At 65.5% G+C, this 15,692-nt stretch carries 14 protein-coding genes; 4 read left to right on the top strand and 10 right to left on the bottom strand.

The window, feature by feature from the left end; all coding sequences use genetic code 11:
• Positions 1–65 precede the first annotated feature (65 nt).
• From ACYAF3_RS17625 to bacA, 4 genes are read right to left on the bottom strand one after another with little or no spacing between them, the layout of a single operon-like run.
• Complete coding sequence (locus tag ACYAF3_RS17625) at positions 66–2,132, bottom strand: flotillin family protein (RefSeq protein WP_003113833.1); 2,067 nt, start codon at positions 2,130–2,132, stop codon at positions 66–68.
• A gap of 35 nt (positions 2,133–2,167) precedes the next feature.
• Positions 2,168–2,809, bottom strand: coding sequence for a hypothetical protein (locus ACYAF3_RS17620; RefSeq protein ID WP_003100672.1), 642 nt, complete (start codon positions 2,807–2,809; stop codon positions 2,168–2,170).
• Positions 2,810–2,864: 55 nt separating this feature from the next.
• Positions 2,865–3,560: a PspA/IM30 family protein gene (locus tag ACYAF3_RS17615; RefSeq protein ID WP_003092609.1), complete on the bottom strand. Its 696-nt coding sequence runs from the start codon at positions 3,558–3,560 to the stop codon at positions 2,865–2,867.
• Positions 3,561–3,574: 14 nt separating this feature from the next.
• Positions 3,575–4,195, bottom strand: coding sequence for a biofilm formation regulator BacA (bacA, locus tag ACYAF3_RS17610; protein ID WP_003092612.1), 621 nt, complete (start codon positions 4,193–4,195; stop codon positions 3,575–3,577).
• Positions 4,196–4,499: 304 nt separating this feature from the next.
• On the opposite strand from bacA, the gene ACYAF3_RS17605 reads away from it, so the two are divergent.
• A complete protein-coding gene (locus ACYAF3_RS17605) occupies positions 4,500–5,729 on the top strand; it encodes a CaiB/BaiF CoA transferase family protein (protein ID WP_079759783.1) in 1,230 nt (409 codons plus the stop codon).
• A 184-nt stretch (positions 5,730–5,913) separates the two neighbouring features.
• Here ACYAF3_RS17605 and ACYAF3_RS17600 read toward each other — a convergent pair whose 3' ends face one another.
• Complete coding sequence (locus tag ACYAF3_RS17600) at positions 5,914–6,198, bottom strand: DUF3509 domain-containing protein (RefSeq protein WP_003092618.1); 285 nt, start codon at positions 6,196–6,198, stop codon at positions 5,914–5,916.
• A gap of 112 nt (positions 6,199–6,310) precedes the next feature.
• Between ACYAF3_RS17600 and ACYAF3_RS17595 the strand changes: the two genes are divergently transcribed.
• A complete protein-coding gene (locus ACYAF3_RS17595) occupies positions 6,311–7,516 on the top strand; it encodes a poly(ethylene terephthalate) hydrolase family protein (RefSeq protein WP_128669560.1) in 1,206 nt (401 codons plus the stop codon).
• Between the two features lie 53 nt (positions 7,517–7,569).
• Here the strand turns inward: ACYAF3_RS17595 and thrC are convergent, their stop codons facing one another.
• The 4 genes from thrC to xerD form a co-directional block, all read right to left on the bottom strand.
• Entirely contained in the window at positions 7,570–8,979 is a 1,410-nt protein-coding gene (gene thrC, locus ACYAF3_RS17590) for a threonine synthase (protein ID WP_003113831.1), read from the bottom strand.
• Between the two features lie 52 nt (positions 8,980–9,031).
• A complete protein-coding gene (locus tag ACYAF3_RS17585) occupies positions 9,032–10,336 on the bottom strand; it encodes a homoserine dehydrogenase (RefSeq protein WP_003100657.1) in 1,305 nt (434 codons plus the stop codon).
• Positions 10,337–10,549: 213 nt separating this feature from the next.
• Positions 10,550–11,278, bottom strand: a complete 729-nt coding sequence (gene dsbC, locus ACYAF3_RS17580; RefSeq protein ID WP_121377842.1) for a bifunctional protein-disulfide isomerase/oxidoreductase DsbC — start codon at positions 11,276–11,278, stop codon at positions 10,550–10,552.
• Positions 11,279–11,404: 126 nt separating this feature from the next.
• Positions 11,405–12,301, bottom strand: a complete 897-nt coding sequence (gene xerD / locus ACYAF3_RS17575; RefSeq protein WP_121377841.1) for a site-specific tyrosine recombinase XerD — start codon at positions 12,299–12,301, stop codon at positions 11,405–11,407.
• A 214-nt stretch (positions 12,302–12,515) separates the two neighbouring features.
• Between xerD and ACYAF3_RS17570 the strand changes: the two genes are divergently transcribed.
• Entirely contained in the window at positions 12,516–14,351 is a 1,836-nt protein-coding gene (locus ACYAF3_RS17570) for a cation:proton antiporter (RefSeq protein ID WP_121377840.1), read from the top strand.
• 112 nt (positions 14,352–14,463) lie between these two features.
• Positions 14,464–15,150, top strand: coding sequence for a hypothetical protein (locus tag ACYAF3_RS17565; RefSeq protein WP_003092633.1), 687 nt, complete (start codon positions 14,464–14,466; stop codon positions 15,148–15,150).
• 69 nt (positions 15,151–15,219) lie between these two features.
• On the opposite strand, the gene ACYAF3_RS17560 is transcribed toward ACYAF3_RS17565, so the two are convergent.
• Positions 15,220–15,645, bottom strand: coding sequence for an acyl-CoA thioesterase (locus ACYAF3_RS17560; RefSeq protein WP_003092635.1), 426 nt, complete (start codon positions 15,643–15,645; stop codon positions 15,220–15,222).
• Between the last annotated feature and the right edge of the window lie 47 nt (positions 15,646–15,692).

The following is a 15,692-nucleotide window of genomic DNA, read 5'->3' as shown; positions in this document are numbered from 1 at the left end:
GGGCTGCGCCGCTCAGGGCGCGGGCGGAACGCCTCCGCAGTTGGCGGAGGAGGCTGCGGGTCGACTCAGACTTCCGCCGCCGGCTCGTTCTCGTGGCCGCTCTTGCGTTCCGGCATCACCGCAGCGGCTGCGCCACGGCCGTTGAGCAGGCGGGCGAGGACGTCCTGCACCACCGGGCTCTTGCCGACCACACCTTCGATGGCCTTGCCCACCGACAGCGACTTGGCGAAGGAGTTGAAGAAGTCGCCCTCGCCGCCGACGATCTCGATGTTCGCCTTGCCCAGCGCGGTGGCGAGCACCTCGGCCTGGTCCTTGGCGATGTCCTTGTTCGCGGCGATGGCCGCCATGGCCTCCTCGAAGCTCTTCTCCAGCTGCATGCGGAACTCTTCGTGCTGGCGAGCGCTGTCGCTGAGGGCATCCAGGGCGCCGAACTTCTTGCCAAGCCCCTCGGCCTCGGCATTCAGGCGCTGCAGCAGTACTTCCGCTTCCGCGCTGCCCTGGTCCTTGGTGGCCTTGGCCTTGGCCGCGCCGAGCTGCTCCTCGCCGCGCGCCTGGGCGCCGAGCTTCTCGGCCAGCACCTTGGCTTCGGCCAGGCCGTCCTTCTCCTTGGCCGCGGCCTGCGCCTCGAGCACCCGGGCGTCGGCCAGGCCGCGCTCTTCGTCGCCCCTGGCTTCGGCGATCAGTTGTTCGGCACGTACCCGCGCCGCTGCCAAGCCATCCTTTTCCTTCGCCGCGGCGGTGACTTCCAGCACCCGCGCATCGGCCAGGCCCGGCGCTGCGCGCTCGGCCTCGATGCCCTCGGCCAGACGCTTCTTCGCCTCGGCCTGCTTCGACGCCGCCTCCAGCTCGGCCTGCGCCATGGTGTTGATTTCCACCGCCTTGTGCTTGGAGCGGGCCTCGTCGGCTTCCGCCTGCTTGACCTGGCGTACCAGCTCCTGCTCGGCTTCCGCCTGGGCCTGCAGCAGTATCACCTGCTTGACCCGCTCGGCCTCGGAAACCTCGCGCACCTCCTTGATCCGCTCCTCCTCCTGGGCCACGGTCTTTTCCACCGCGACGCGCTCGCGAATCACATTGGCAATGTTCTTGCGCTGCTCTTCCAGCGCCTTTTCCTTCTCGATCTTCTGCAGCTCCACCTCACGCTCGCGGGCGACGATCTCCAGGTCCTTGGCGCGGGTGACCTTCTCCACCTCGATGACCACCGCGCGCTGGCGGTTCTGCTGCGCCACCTCGACCTCGCGCTGGTGGTTCTCGGTGCGCACGTCGATTTCCTGCTGCGCCTGGATCCGCGCCTGCTCGGCCTTCAGCCGCTCCTCTTCCTTGACCCGCGCGGTTTCCGCTTCCTCGCGGGCACGGATGGTCTCGATCTCGCGCTTCTGCCGGGCCTCGGCGTCAGCCTGCTGGCGCTCCAGGGCCAGGGCCGCCTCGCGGGTCTCGACGTTCTTCTTCTTGATCGCCAGCTCTTCGTTGCGCTCCAGTTCGTTGGTGATGACGTTCTGGGTGGCGGTCAGCTCGGTGATCTTGCGGATGCCCTCGGCATCAAGGATGTTGCTCGGGTCCAGCGAGTTCTTCGCGGTCTGCTCCAGGTAGTCGATGGCGACGTCTTCCAGGACGTAGCCGTTCAGGTCGTTGCCGATCACCTCGATGATGCGGTCACGGAAGTCCTGGCGATTCTCGAACAGCTGGACGAAGTCGAACTGCTTGCCGACGGTCTTCAGCGCCTCGGAGAACTTGGCATTGAACAGCTCGTTCACCGCCGAACGGTCGGAAGCACGGTCGACGCCGATGGCCTTGGCCACCTTGAGCACGTCGTCCTGGGTCTCGTTGACCCGCAGGTAGAAGGCAACGGTGATGTCCGCGCGCATGTTGTCGCGGCAGATCAGGCCGTCCTTGCCGCGCCGGTCGACCTCCAGGGTGATCAGCGAGATGCGCATGAACTCCTTCAGGTGGATCACCGGATAGACCAGCGCACCGGTGAAATGCACCTTGGGCGTCGACGACATGTCGTTGACGATCAGCGCGGTGCCTTGCGGGACCTTGATGTAGAAGGCCTTGAACAGGGCCAGCAGGCCCACGACCAGCAGAACAACCAGGCCCACTCCCAGCAGGAGGGGCATCAGCGACGTCATATCCATAGCAGCAGTTCTCCTTGATTCTCACCGAGCCCGGGTCAGATACCGCGGAACTCTTCCTCGGTAACGACCCGATAGGCGTGCTCCGCCTCCAGGTACTCCAGCAGCACGACGCGATCGCCGCGCTTGAAGCCTTTGTTTTCTTCCGCACGAACTTTCAGGATCAGCCCGGCGCCGCCGTCTTCCAGCAACGCCTCGCCATGTTGCAGGGTGACCCGCCCGCTGCGCACCACCGCGACCTGGCCCAGCACCGACTTGCTGCTGGTGCTTTCCAGCTTGCGGAACAGCGGCCGCAACGGCCGGCACAGCGTGGCCGCCAGCGGCGCCGCCAGGAACAGCGCGCCCACCGCCACCACGGCGCCCAACGGGTAGCGCAGCCAGCCGAGCGGCAATGCGCTGAGCAGCCACAGCTGGACGAAGTAGCAGAGGAACCAGGCGAAGAAGGACAGCAGGGTCAGCACCAGGGTGACCGGTACGCCGTTGAGTTTCAGCTTCGCCAGCAGCGCGGCGAGGCCTTCGGCCTGGCCGGCGCCATCGACGACCGACTCGGCGTCGAGATCGAGCACATCGATCTCGACCATGCCCAGGGCGACGATGCCCCAGTAGATGATCGCGAGGATCAGAAGAAAGCTGAACAGCACGGTCGGGAACGACAGCGCCGTCTGCAGGAAACCTTCCATTGTCGCTCTATCCCTGAAAAACGGGCCCGGACGCCTTCGCCGGGCCGCGGGCCTATCAGGCCTTGCCCTTTTCCTTCAGGCGCGCCAGCACGCCATCCACGCTGTTGCCCGAGGCCTTGATCCCGGCCGCGCGCAGCTTGGCGTCCAGCGCATCGTCCGGCGCCGCCGCGCTGGCCAGTTCGGCCGCGGCATCCATGGTCGCCGCGCGTTCGGCCTGGCGCTGCTTGATCCGCTCCAGGGAGTCCACCGCGGTCTGCAGCTTGCTCTTCGAGTTGCCGTAGCGCTGGGCAACGGCCATCTGCGCCTTCTGCACGCTCTCGGTGGCCTTGACCGTATCCACCTGTTGCTTGAGTTGGCGGATGTTGCCTTCGGCCTGGCTCACCGACTTGCGCAACTGGGCTACGCTGGCGGCGAATTCCGCGACCTGGGCACGCTCGCCCTCGAGCTGGTTCTCCAGGGTCGCGATCTTCTCCGCGACCTCCCGGGCCAGCTCCTCGTTGCCGGCCTCCAGTGCCTTGATCGCGTATTGCTCGTACTCGGCGACCTGGGCCGCGCCCTTCTCGACGCGCTCCTGGGCCAGGCGGTGGCGGGCCATGATCGAGGCCAGCGCTTCCCGCGACTTGCGCAGTTCGACGTCGGCGTCGCGGATCTCCTGGTCGAGGATGCGCAGCGCCTGGCTGTCGACGATCGCCTCGCCAACCTCGTTGGCTCCGCCGCGCAGGGCGCTCAGCAGCTTGCTCCATACCGTCATGATGGTGTCCTCCCTCAGGCCCGGGCTTTCAGGTAGCCGGCGTAGACTTCCGTGGCGCGGATCACGTTGCCGGCCAGGGTTTCGATTTCGTGCAGCACGCTGGCCAGCGACGAAGTCGTGCTCAACGCGCCGAACATGCTGTAGCAGCGCTCCTCGCCCGGCAGGTTGAGCAGGCCGATGCTCGACAGCGGGAACAGTTGCCGGCTGAGCAGGACCTCTTCGTTGAAGGCGGTCGCGTCGGTAACGTCGCTTTCCGGCCAGAGCAGCGCCTCGACGATGATCTGCTCGCCCTGGGGCGCGACGAACACCGGCAGGTCGCCGTATTCGCGCATGATCACGTAGAGACTCGCTTCCGCCCCCTCGATCAGCTCGATCTGGGCCTCGCCGCTGCTGAACAGCTCGGTGCCGCTCAGGGCCTCGGCCAGCGAGCGAGCGTTCCATACCCGGGCTTCCGTCATGTCTTCCTCCTTCTCCAAATGAGCCGCTCCGGCAGCCGGGCGACGCAGCATCCGCTCGATGCCGGCGAGCGCCGCGGCGTTCTCCGGCAAGATCCAGACTTCCTTCTTCACCAGGCCCTGCTCGCGCAGGCGCTGGCGAAAGACACGCTGATAATGGGCTGATGATTTCCGTTGCATGGACTCACACTACGAGATCACATGTAAGATTTCAACAGATCACATGTAATAAAAACCAACGCACGCGCATATCTACGCCGGGCCGGCCGGAGCATGGAAAAGAAACACGGGGAGGAAAGAGAGAAAGAAATGGCACGAGGGGCCTCCCTGGCTCGGTGTCTGGCGCGCTACATCCTGTATCGACTCCCGCATTAAACCCTCTATGCAAAAGGAATTGAAGGACCGCCGGGCATATCGGGAAAAAACGGGAAACGTCTCACCCTACCGCGGCACCCGCCCGCACCGCCGGCAAATGCTCTAGGCTATGCGCACACTGCAGCCTGACGGACACCGCATGGAACATTCGCCCAAACCGCTGGCCGGCCTGAAGGTGGTCGAGCTCGGCACCCTGATCGCCGGCCCTTTCGCCTCGCGGATCTGCGCCGAGTTCGGCGCCGAAGTGATCAAGATCGAGTCGCCCGACGGCGGCGATCCACTGCGCAAGTGGCGCAAGCTCTACGAAGGCACCTCGCTGTGGTGGCTCGTTCAGGCACGCAACAAGAAATCCCTGACCCTCAATCTCAAGCACGCCGAAGGCCAGGCGATCCTGAAACGCCTGCTCGGCGATGCCGACATCCTGATCGAGAACTTCCGCCCCGGCGTACTGGAAAAGCTCGGCCTGGGCTGGGATGTCCTCCACGCGCTGAACCCGCGCCTGGTGATGGTGCGCCTGTCGGGCTTCGGCCAGACCGGCCCCTACAAGGACCAGCCGGGCTTCGGCGCGGTCGGCGAGTCGATGGGCGGACTGCGCTACATTACCGGCTTCGAGGACCGCCCGCCGGTTCGCACCGGGATTTCCATCGGCGACTCGATCGCCGCCCTGTGGGGCGTGATCGGCGCGCTGATGGCGCTGCGACACCGCGAGGTCAACGGCGGCGAGGGACAGATGGTCGACGTCGCCCTCTACGAGGCGATCTTCGCCATGATGGAAAGCATGGTTCCGGAATTCGACGTGTTCGGTTTCATCCGCGAGCGCACCGGCAACATCATGCCGGGCATCACCCCCTCCTCCATCCACACCAGCGCCGATGGCCGCCACGTACAGATCGGCGCCAACGGCGACGCGATCTTCCGCCGCTTCATGCAGGCCATCGGCCGCGACGACCTGGCCAGCGACCCGCAACTGGCCAGCAACGACGGGCGCGATGCGCGCCGCGACGAACTCTATGGGGTTATCGACCGCTGGGTCGCCTCGCAGTCCCTGGAGGAAGTGCTGGCGGTGCTGGCGCGAGCCGAAGTCCCGGCCAGCCGCATCTACTCCGCCGAAGACATGTTCCGCGATCCGCAATTCCTTGCCCGCGAGATGTTCCTCTCGGCACGCTTGCCGGACGGCAAGCCATTCCGCATGCCTGGCATCGTGCCCAAGCTGTCCGCCACGCCAGGCTCGGCGGATTGGGTAGGCCCGGAACTGGGCGAGCATACCGATGCCCTGCTCGCCGAGCTGGGCTACGACAGCGAGGGCATCGCCGCCCTGCGCCGGGAAGGCGCCATCTGAACGGTACGCGGAGCCCTTCATCGGTGCTCCGCGGACAGGGCGGCCCCTCTCCCCTATCCAGCCAGGGAGAGGGGGTTATCCGCACGCTTCCACGAGCATGGCGCCATCCGGCAAGAGCCGCTGCACCGGCGCGCGCCTTCGGCCTGACCGCCCGATGCGCAACGCGCCCTCGAACGAGACGGTGCTAGCGCGACGAATACAGCAGCACGTGATCCCGCTCGCGGAAGGTCGCCAGCACGTCTTCCTCCATCCGCCCGACCAGCACCTGCAATTCCCGGCGAATGGTCTGCACGGCATCCTCGAGATAGCTTTCGTCGTTCAACTGCACCTTGGCGATGACCCGCTGCAACAGGGTTTCCCCCTGCGGATCGACCAGCGTGACCACCCGTCCGCCATCGGGCCGGGGCTGGCTGAGGGTGAAGGGATGGGGAGCGAAGGCATCGGCCAGTCGTTGCTTCAGGCTGTCCAAATCAGGTCTCCTGTTTCGACGAATAAGACTCGTCAAAGACCGAAAAAACGCGAATAGGGTTCGTCGATGCAAGCATTTACCGGACTAACGGCAGCATCTGGCGAAAGGCCACGTGCCGGCGCAAATAGCCATTCGAGCCGAACCAGGCCAACGCAACGATCAGCCCGCTATAAGGGAAGCACCGGGAAAAACTCCAACCATCCCACCCTCGCGCAACACCTTCACCTGCTTGAAATTGCAGTATCCGGCGCGTCCGTCAGGCAGTAACAACGAGACTTCCCCCTGCGCATCGAACAGCGAGGATCTCATGACTGCCTTCGCATCCCCCCGCGGCGCCTGGCGCGCCTTCATCCTCGCGCTGGCATTCGCCGCCGGCACGGCACAGGGCTCGCTGCTGTTCGGCGCCGTGGGCCTGGCCAACGACCAGTACGCGCGTCCGGTCGCCGACACCGAGATCGCCAGCACCGCCGTGCTCGCCGATTGTCGTGGCTTCGTCGGGACCATCGCCAGGATCGTCCTGCTGGACGGCTCGATCCGCTGCAACGAGGCTTTTCCCTATGGCTTCGCCAGCCCGATCAGTACCAGCGTCTACTATCCGGCGGACATCGCCGCGTCCGACGCCAAGCTTCCGGTCATCACTTTCGTCGGCGGCATACTTTCCAACGCCGGCAACTATCACGAACTGATGAAACTGTGGGCCAGCCACGGCTTCATCGTGGTGATCTCCTCCGACTTCATCAATTCCTTCCCGCTGATGCACGCCCTCGGCATCCTTGAGGTCGCGAAACTGGACAGGGACCCGAGCTCGGCCCTGCATGACCGGGCCGACTTTTCCCGGACGCTGGTCGCCGGGCACTCCGCCGGCGGCCAGGCCACACTGCAGAGCGCCAGCCTCTCTGCCCAAGCCCTGCAATTCATCGAGCCACGGTTGAAGCTGGTCGGCGCCCTGCCGATCGAGCCAGGCCCCCTGGCCATCGGTTCCACGGTAAAGACCCCGACCCTGCTGCTGACCGGACTGGCCGATGTGGTCGTGCCGCCGCTCAGTTGGCCGATCCTCTGGCAGGGCCCGTTGATCCGCGACGTGCCCGCCTGGGGCGCCACGGCCACCACGGCGACCCACTTCAGCCCGCTGCGACAGATCGAGTACAACGAGTTCGCCGGCATCAGCGTCGCCTGGGTGCTGTACCAGGGAAAGAACGATGCCCAGGCCCGCGACTATTTCGTCGGGCGCTACTACAAGCTGGCCAGCGACATCCAGTTCAACGATCCACTGAGGCTGCTCCGCCCCTCGCGCAACAAACTCGCCGCTGCCCTTTGAGAAGACATGAAAAAGCCCGCCATCAAGGCGGGCTTCTTCCTTTCACGACAGGCTCAGAGCGGCTTGCCGCGATTGCCGTGCTGGCTGACGAAGGCCTGTACCTTGGCCAGCTCGTTCGGCAATACGGTGCAGCGCTCCTCGCGCTCGAACAGGTCGGCGAGGTGCGCAGGCAGCGCCGGTGCCTGGCCGATGCCGGCCTTCTCCACCGCTTCGGGGAACTTGACCGGATGCGCAGTACCCAGGGTCACCATCGGCACGCTCAGGCTGCGCCGGCATTCGCGGGCGGCACGCACGCCAATGGCGGTGTGCGGGTCGAGCAACTCGCCACTGGAGCGGTATACCTCGGCGATGGTCTCGCAGGTCTGCTCGTCGCTGACCGCCAGGGAGTCGAACAGCTTGCGCGCCTCGGTCCAGCGCTGGTCTTCCACCGACAGCTTGCCGCTGGCCTTGAAGGCATCCAGCAGTTCGGCGACGGCCTTGCCGTTGCGGCCGTGCAGGTCGAACAGCAGGCGTTCGAAGTTGGACGAGACCATGATATCCATCGACGGCGACAGCGAGGGATGCAGGGTGTCCTTGTCGTAGCGATTACCGCTCATGAAGCGGTGCAGGATGTCGTTGCGGTTGGTCGCGACGATCAGCTGGCTGACCGGCAGGCCCATGTTGCGCGCCAGGTAGCCGGCGAAGATGTCGCCGAAGTTGCCGGTCGGCACCGAGAACGCCACCGAGCGATGCGGCGCGCCGAGCTGCAGCGCGGCATGGAAGTAGTAGACGATCTGGGCCATGATCCGCGCCCAGTTGATCGAGTTCACCGCTACCAGGCGGGTACCCTTGAGGAAGCCCTGGTCGGCGAAGCTGGCCTTGACCATCTCCTGGCAGTCGTCGAAGTTGCCTTCGATGGCGATGTTGTGGATGTTGTCGCCGAGGATGGTGGTCATCTGCCGGCGCTGCACCTCGGACACGCGGTTGTGCGGGTGCATGATGAAGATGTCGACGTTGTCGCAACGGCGGCAGCCTTCGATGGCCGCGGAGCCGGTATCGCCGGAGGTGGCCCCCATGATCACCACGCGCTCGCCGCGCTTGGCCAGCACATGGTCGAGCAGGCGGCCGAGCAGTTGCAGGGCGAAGTCCTTGAAGGCCAGGGTCGGGCCGTGGAACAGCTCCAGCACCCATTCGTTGCCGTTCAACTGGCGCAGCGGCGCCACTGCGTCATGGGCGAAGACGCCATAGGTTTCCTCGAGGATCTTCTTGAAGTCGGCATCGGCGATGCTGCCGGCGACGAACGGGCGCATCACCCGGAAGGCCAGCTCGTGGTAGGGCAGGCCGACCCAGGAGGCGATCTCCTCGAGGGTGAAGCGTGGCAGGTTTTCCGGGACGTAGAGGCCGCCGTCGCTGGCCAGGCCGGCGAGGAGGACATCTTCGAAGTTCAGGGCGGGCGCTTGGCCGCGGGTGCTGATGTAACGCATGTTCAAAACCTTCGCTGTTGACGCGGGCCCGCGAGCGGCGCCCGGCGTTCGATCAATTCAGTTGTTCGACACGGATGCGGACCACCGGCCCGGACACGCCTTCCAGCGCTTCCAGGGCGGCGATGGCATCGTTGATGCGTTGTTCGATGACCCGGTGGGTAACCAGGATCATCGGCACCAGGCCGTCCTGTTCCTCGGCCTCCTTCTGCATGATCGATTCGATGTTGATGCCGCGCTCGGACAGGATGGTGGCCACCTGGGCCAGTACGCCCGGGTGGTCCTTGGCCTGGATGCGCAGGTAGTAGGCGCTTTCGCAGGCTTCGATCGGCAGGATCGGGTGGTCGGACAGCGCGTCCGGCTGGAACGCCAGGTGCGGTACGCGGTTCTCCGGATCGGAGGTCATGGCGCGGACCACGTCGACGAGGTCGGCCACCACCGAGGAAGCGGTCGGCTCCATTCCGGCACCGGCGCCGTAGTAGAGGGTCGAGCCGACGGCGTCGCCGTTGACCATCACCGCGTTCATCACGCCGTTGACGTTGGCGATCAGGCGATCCGAGGGAATCAGGGTCGGGTGCACGCGCAGCTCGAAGCCGCTCTCGGTGCGACGCGCCACGCCCAGGTGCTTGATGCGATAGCCGAGGGCGTCGGCGTAGTTGACGTCGGCGCTGGTCAGTTTCGAGATGCCTTCGGTGTAGGCCTTGTCGAACTGCAGCGGAATGCCGAAGGCGATCGAGGCGAGGATGGTCAGCTTGTGGGCGGCGTCGATGCCTTCCACGTCGAAGGTCGGGTCGGCCTCGGCATAGCCCAGGGCCTGGGCCTCGGCGAGCACGTCGGGGAAGGTACGGCCCTTCTCGCGCATTTCGCTGAGGATGAAGTTGCCGGTACCGTTGATGATCCCGGCCAGCCAGTTGATGCGGTTGGCCGACAGCCCCTCGCGGATCGCCTTGATCACCGGGATGCCGCCGGCGACAGCGGCCTCGAAGGCGACGATCACGCCCTTCTCGCGGGCCTTGGCGAAGATCTCGTTGCCGTGCACGGCGATCAGCGCCTTGTTCGCGGTGACCACGTGCTTGCCGTTCTCGATGGCCTTGAGCACCAGCTCGTGGGCCAGGGTGTAGCCGCCGATCAACTCGACGACCACGTCGATCTCGGGATTGCACGCTACGTCGAAGATATCGGCGGTGATGGGGGTCGCACCGGTATCGCACTTCGGGTTCGGCCGGCGGGCGGCGATCTGCGCAACCTCGATACCGCGCCCGGCACGGCGGGCAATCTCCTCGGCGTTGCGTTTGAGTACATTGAAGGTACCGCCACCGACGGTCCCCAACCCACAGATGCCTACTTTGACCGGTTTCACGCTGGAACTCCCCATCTCACCTACGACGGCCGGACGCGCCGGCCTGCTATGGTTCCCCGAGCGAATCGAGGTTGACGCGACCACTGTACGGGCCACGACACATCCTGGCGATGGATTCCGCCAGCGGGCGGCGGAAATCGCCAATGATGAAAACAAAAGAGCCGCACATTACGAAGCGGCTCTTTATTAGTCAATTGTTCGGCAGACCCGGCGCTATTTGGCCTCCAGCGCCAGCTTGGCCAACTGCTTGGCCGGCTGGTAGCCGGGGAGCAACTGGCCGTTGGCAAGGACGATCGCCGGCGTTCCCTGCACCCCGACCATCTGGCCCATCTGGAACTGCTTGTCGACCGGGTTCTTGCACTCGGAAGACTTGATCTCCTTGCCGTTCATCATGGCGTCCATCGCCTTGGTCGGCTCCTTCGCACACCAGACCGCCTGCAGTTGCTTGTCGCCCGCCGACTGCAGCCCCTGGCGCGGGAACGCCATGTAGCGCACCTCGATCCCCTGCTCGGTCAGGTCCGGCACCTCGGCATGCAGCTTCTGGCAGTACGGGCAGGTGGTATCGGTGAACACCGTGATGTGCGCCTTGGCCTGGCCCTTGGCCGGATACACCACCATCTCGCTGGCGGGCACGCCGTTGATCGCCTTGGCGATCGCCTGGCTCTCGGCCTTCTCGGTCAGGTTGACCGGCTTGCCGTCCTTCACCTGGTAGAGGTAGCCCTGCATGACGAACTGGCCGTCGGCGCTGGCGTAGAGCACCCGGCCGCCCTTCAGCTGCACCTGGTAGAGCCCCTGCAGCGGGCTGCTGGCGATGGAGTCGATGGGCAGGTCCGGTTGCAGGGCCTGCAGGGTCTTGCGGATGTTCTGATCGGCATTGTCTGCCAGGGCCAGGGTACTCATCAGGCCGAGGGCGGCAGCAGCCAGAAAACGGGTCACGCGCATGTGTCACTCCTGTCGTGCGGTCGGCGAAGCCTACCATAGACCGCTATCCCGACGGGCCCGACGCTTGTCGCAGAACGCTACGAAAGCGCCTCTTTTCGGGTAGGTACGGATTTTTCGGACAAAGCGTCAGCCTCGCGGGTGGTGGCGTGCGTGCAGATCCTGGAGGCGGGCCCGGGCGATATGGGTATAGATCTGGGTGGTCGACAGGTCGCTGTGGCCGAGCAGCATCTGCACCACCCGCAGGTCGGCGCCATGGTTGAGCAGGTGGGTGGCGAAGGCGTGGCGCAGGGTGTGCGGCGAAATCGACGTGCCGATCGCCGCCACCTGCGCGTGATGCTTGATGCGATGCCAGAAGGTCTGGCGGGTCATCTGTTCGCCGCGCAGGCTGGGGAACAGCACGTCGCTGGGCCGCCCGCCGAGCAGGTCGCCGCGGGCCTCGCGCAGGTAGCGTTCGAGCCAGCCGATGGCTTCCTCGCCGAGCGGCACCAGGCGCTCCTTGCTGCCCTTGCCGAACACCTTGACCACGCCCTGGCGCAGGTTGACCTGCTCCAGGGTCAGGCCGACCAGTTCGCTGACCCGCAGGCCGCAGGCATACAGCACTTCGAGCATGGTGCGATCGCGCAGGCCCAGCGGGTCGTCGACTTCCGGCGCCGCCAGCAATGCCTCGACGTCCGCTTCGGAGAGGGATTTCGGCAACGGCTTGCCCAGTTGCGGCAGGTCCACCTGCAAGGTGGGATCCTCGGCGATCAGGCCGTCGCGCAGGCAATAGCGATAGAAGCCACGCAGGCCGGAGAGGAAGCGCGCGGTCGAGCGGGCCTTGTAGCCCTGCTCCAGGCGCCAGGCCAGGTGATCGAGGATCGCGTCGCGGCCGATGCCCTCCAGGCGCAGCCCGCGACCATCGAGCCAGGCGTTGAACTGCTGGAGGTCGTTGCGATAAGACTCGCGGGTGTTGTCGGCAAGGCCTTTTTCCAGCCACAGGGCATCGAGGAAACGGTCGATCAGGGGATGTTCGAGGGTACTCATGGATGAAGGCTGCGAACCAAATGAAAGCGCGGCTAGTCTTTCATAGCCTGGGCGCTATCGCGAGCGTTGGCCGTCATCGCCACGTAATGGTTAGTCAGGCCGGTCGACAGGAGGTCGGCCGGCTTCCCGTGCCCGCGGGAAAAAGCGGAGCCATGTGGCTCGATGGTTCGCCCCGGCTCAGGACGAGCGGAGCGACGCTGACAAGGAATCCTCGATGGACCAGAACGCTATCCTGCTCGCCCTCGGCGGCATCGGTGCCGCCGCCCTGCTCAGTCAATGGCTGGCCTGGCGCCTGCGCCTGCCAGCCATTCTTTTCCTGCTGCTATCCGGGATCGTCGCCGGCCCGCTACTCGGCTGGCTCGATCCGGACGAGATGTTCGGCCCCCTGCTGTTCCCACTGGTATCCCTGGCAGTGGCGCTGATCCTCTTCGAGGGCAGCCTGACCCTGCATTTCAGCGAATGGAAGGAAATCGGCACCGTGGTGCACCGAATGGTGACCATCGGCGCGCTCTCGACCTGGGGCGTGATCGCCCTGGCCGCCCACTACCTGCTCGACTTCAGCTGGGAAATGGCCCTGCTGTTCGGCACCCTGACCCTGGTCACCGGGCCCACGGTGATCGTTCCGATGCTGCGGGTGGTCCGGCCCAAGGTCGCGGTGGCGAACATCCTGCGCTGGGAAGGCATCGTCATCGATCCCATCGGCGCCCTGCTGGCGGTAGTGGTGTACAGCTTCATCATCTCCAGCGGCGAAGGCGATGGCTGGCTACACAGCCTGCAGACCTTCGGTGGAGTGATCCTCTGCGGCAGCCTGTTCGGCATCCTCGGCGGCTGGGCGCTGGGCATCGTCCTGCGCCGCCACTGGCTGCCGGACTACCTGCACAACCTGGCGACGCTGGCCGCGGTGCTGGGCGTATTCATCGCCTCGAACCGGGTGATGCACGAATCCGGACTGCTCGCCGTCACCCTGATGGGAATGGGCCTGGCCAACATGAAGGGCGTCGACGTACGGCAGATCCTGCACTTCAAGGAAAACCTCAGCGTCCTGCTGATTTCCGGCCTGTTCATCCTCCTGGCCGCGCGCCTGGACATCAATGCCCTGCTCGGCCTGGGCCCGGCGGCGCTGCTGGTGCTGCTGCTGATCCAGTTCGTCGCCCGGCCGCTGAACGTGGCGCTGTCGACCTGGGGTTCGCCGCTGAGCTGGCGCGAGCGCGCCCTGCTCAGCTGGATCGCCCCGCGCGGGATCGTCGCCGCGGCGGTCTCGGCGATCTTCGCCATCCGCCTGAGCGCCGAAGGCCATGCCCAGGCGGCGCTGCTGGTGCCGCTGACCTTTCTGGTGATCATCGGCACGGTGGTCCTGCAAAGCGCCACCGCCCGCCCCCTGGCGCGCCTGCTGAAGGTCGCCGAGCCCTCGCCCAGCGGCTACCTGATCGTCGGCGCCAATCCGGTCGGGCGCGCCATCGGCAAGGCCCTGAAGAGCCTCGGCAGCCGCGTGCTGCTGACTGATTCGAGCTGGGAAAACATCCGCGCCGCCCGCATGGACAACCTGCCCACCTATTTCGGCAATCCCACCTCGCAGCACGCCGAAGCCCACCTCGACCTGGTCGGCATCGGGCACTTGCTGGGGGTTTCTCCAGCCGGCGAGCTGAATACCCTGGCGGCCATGCGCTTCCGCCACGAGTTCGGCCATCGCCAGCTGTTCGGCCTGCCGACCAGCCAGGAAGCCAAGCGTACCGACAAGCACCGCTCCAGCGACGAACACCGTGGCCGCCCACTTGGCCAGCGACCGCTGACCTACGCGCAGTTCGCCAGCCTGCTGTCGCGCGGCGCCGAAATCCGCACCACCCTGCTCACCGACACCTTCGGCTGGAACGACTACCAGGCGCTGCACGGCGAGTCCGCGATCCTGCTGTTCGCCCGCGATCCGAACGGCAGGATGCACGTCGCCACGCCACAGTCCACGCTGGCGCCGGGCACCGGCTGGACGCTGCTGTCGCTGATCGAGGCGGAACCGTCAGTCAGCAAGTCGCAGGCCACGGAAATCGCCGACTAGACTTCAACGAACCGACGAAAGACCGTCGTCACCCTATCCAAGGTTGGGTGACAAACGAAGCCCACGAAGAGGATGATTGCATCTAGCCATCATCCTCTTTTTTCATCAGGCCATGACCATGTCCAATCAACAACATTCCCGCCTGGGCCAGATCCTGATCAACAAGGGGCTGATTAGCGCCGCCCAACTGGACGCCGCGATCCAGGCGCAGTTGAGCAACCACAAGCGCCTGGGCGAAACCCTGATCGAGCAGGGCCTGCTGAGCGAACGGCAACTGAAGAAGGCGCTGAAGAAGCAGACCAACCTGCGCCTGGCCGCGACCCTGGTCGCCGCCCTGCTCAGTCCGTTCCAGATGGCCAGCGCCGACATCCAGCGCATGCAGCCGCCAGCGGCCATGAGCCGCCAGGAATTGCCGAAGAACCTGCGTCCGCTGACCGACGTCGAGATGAGCAACGTCAACGCCCAGGGCCTCAACGAAAGCCTCGAGGGCCTGTTCCTGAAGGCCGAGGGCGGCGACGGCCTGGCCGCGGTGAAGCAACTGGCGAAGCTGGTGATGCCGGTGCTCGACAGCCTGGAGGCGGAAACCTCGATGAGCGACGTTCGCTACGAAACCGGCAAGACGCAAAGCACGCTCAACCCCGACGGCTCGGTCAACCTGCGCCTGCCGAGCAGTATCGGCGAGGTGCGCTTCGACAATATCCGCATTGCCGGCGCGCCGCGCGAGCAGACGTTCGGCAGTGTCAGCCTGCAACAGATCGACCTGTCCCAGGCTTCCCTGAAGATCAGCCTGCGGCCCTGATCCCAACCCAGGGCCGAATCGTCCGGGGATATGGAAAAGGCACCCGTGAGTGCCTTCTTTCCGCCTGGCTCAAGCCGCCTGGCTGGCCGGGAACCCCGGCAGGACCGGAACCGGCCGCTTTTCGTCGTCGATGGCGACGAAGCTGAACAGGCCGTGTATGGCCTTCTCGCGACCGTCGGCGTACATGCTTTCCAGGTACACCTCGACCTCCACCTTGAGGCTGGTGTTGCCGACCTTGACCACCCGGCCGACCAGTTCGACGATCGAGCCCGCCGGGATCGGGTGGTTGAAGTCGATGCGATCGGTGGAGACGGTCACCAGCGGCAGGCGGCAGAAACGGGTCGCGGTGATGAACGAGACCTCGTCCATCCAGGCCAGCGCAGTCCCGCCGAACAGGGTGTTGTGGTGATTGGTGGTGGGCGGGAATACCGCCTTGGTCACACGGGTTTCGGAAAGCTCGGTGCGACGCAGGATTTCTTGCTCTCTGGGGGTCATGCCACGAATACCGGATGGAGTGGCTGCCTGGGTGCCGCGGATGTTGT

It is taken from the genome of Pseudomonas sp. TZ252, from assembly GCF_056110345.1.
This window is presented reverse-complemented; position numbering and strand designations above follow the sequence as displayed.

Excerpts from the sequence above, each read along its gene's own strand:
- ACYAF3_RS17625 (WP_003113833.1), bottom strand. The coding sequence starts at position 2,132 with ATGGATATGACGTCGCTGATGCCCCTCCTGCTGGGAGTGGGCCTGGTT.
- ACYAF3_RS17620 (WP_003100672.1), bottom strand. The coding sequence starts at position 2,809 with ATGGAAGGTTTCCTGCAGACGGCGCTGTCGTTCCCGACCGTGCTGTTC.
- ACYAF3_RS17615 (WP_003092609.1), bottom strand. The coding sequence starts at position 3,560 with ATGACGGTATGGAGCAAGCTGCTGAGCGCCCTGCGCGGCGGAGCCAAC.
- bacA (WP_003092612.1), bottom strand. The coding sequence starts at position 4,195 with ATGCAACGGAAATCATCAGCCCATTATCAGCGTGTCTTTCGCCAGCGC.
- ACYAF3_RS17605 (WP_079759783.1), top strand. The coding sequence starts at position 4,500 with ATGCGCACACTGCAGCCTGACGGACACCGCATGGAACATTCGCCCAAA.
- thrC (WP_003113831.1), bottom strand. The coding sequence starts at position 8,979 with ATGCGTTACATCAGCACCCGCGGCCAAGCGCCCGCCCTGAACTTCGAA.
- dsbC (WP_121377842.1), bottom strand. The coding sequence starts at position 11,278 with ATGCGCGTGACCCGTTTTCTGGCTGCTGCCGCCCTCGGCCTGATGAGT.
- xerD (WP_121377841.1), bottom strand. The coding sequence starts at position 12,301 with ATGAGTACCCTCGAACATCCCCTGATCGACCGTTTCCTCGATGCCCTG.
- ACYAF3_RS17570 (WP_121377840.1), top strand. The coding sequence starts at position 12,516 with ATGGACCAGAACGCTATCCTGCTCGCCCTCGGCGGCATCGGTGCCGCC.
- ACYAF3_RS17565 (WP_003092633.1), top strand. The coding sequence starts at position 14,464 with ATGACCATGTCCAATCAACAACATTCCCGCCTGGGCCAGATCCTGATC.
- ACYAF3_RS17560 (WP_003092635.1), bottom strand. The coding sequence starts at position 15,645 with ATGACCCCCAGAGAGCAAGAAATCCTGCGTCGCACCGAGCTTTCCGAA.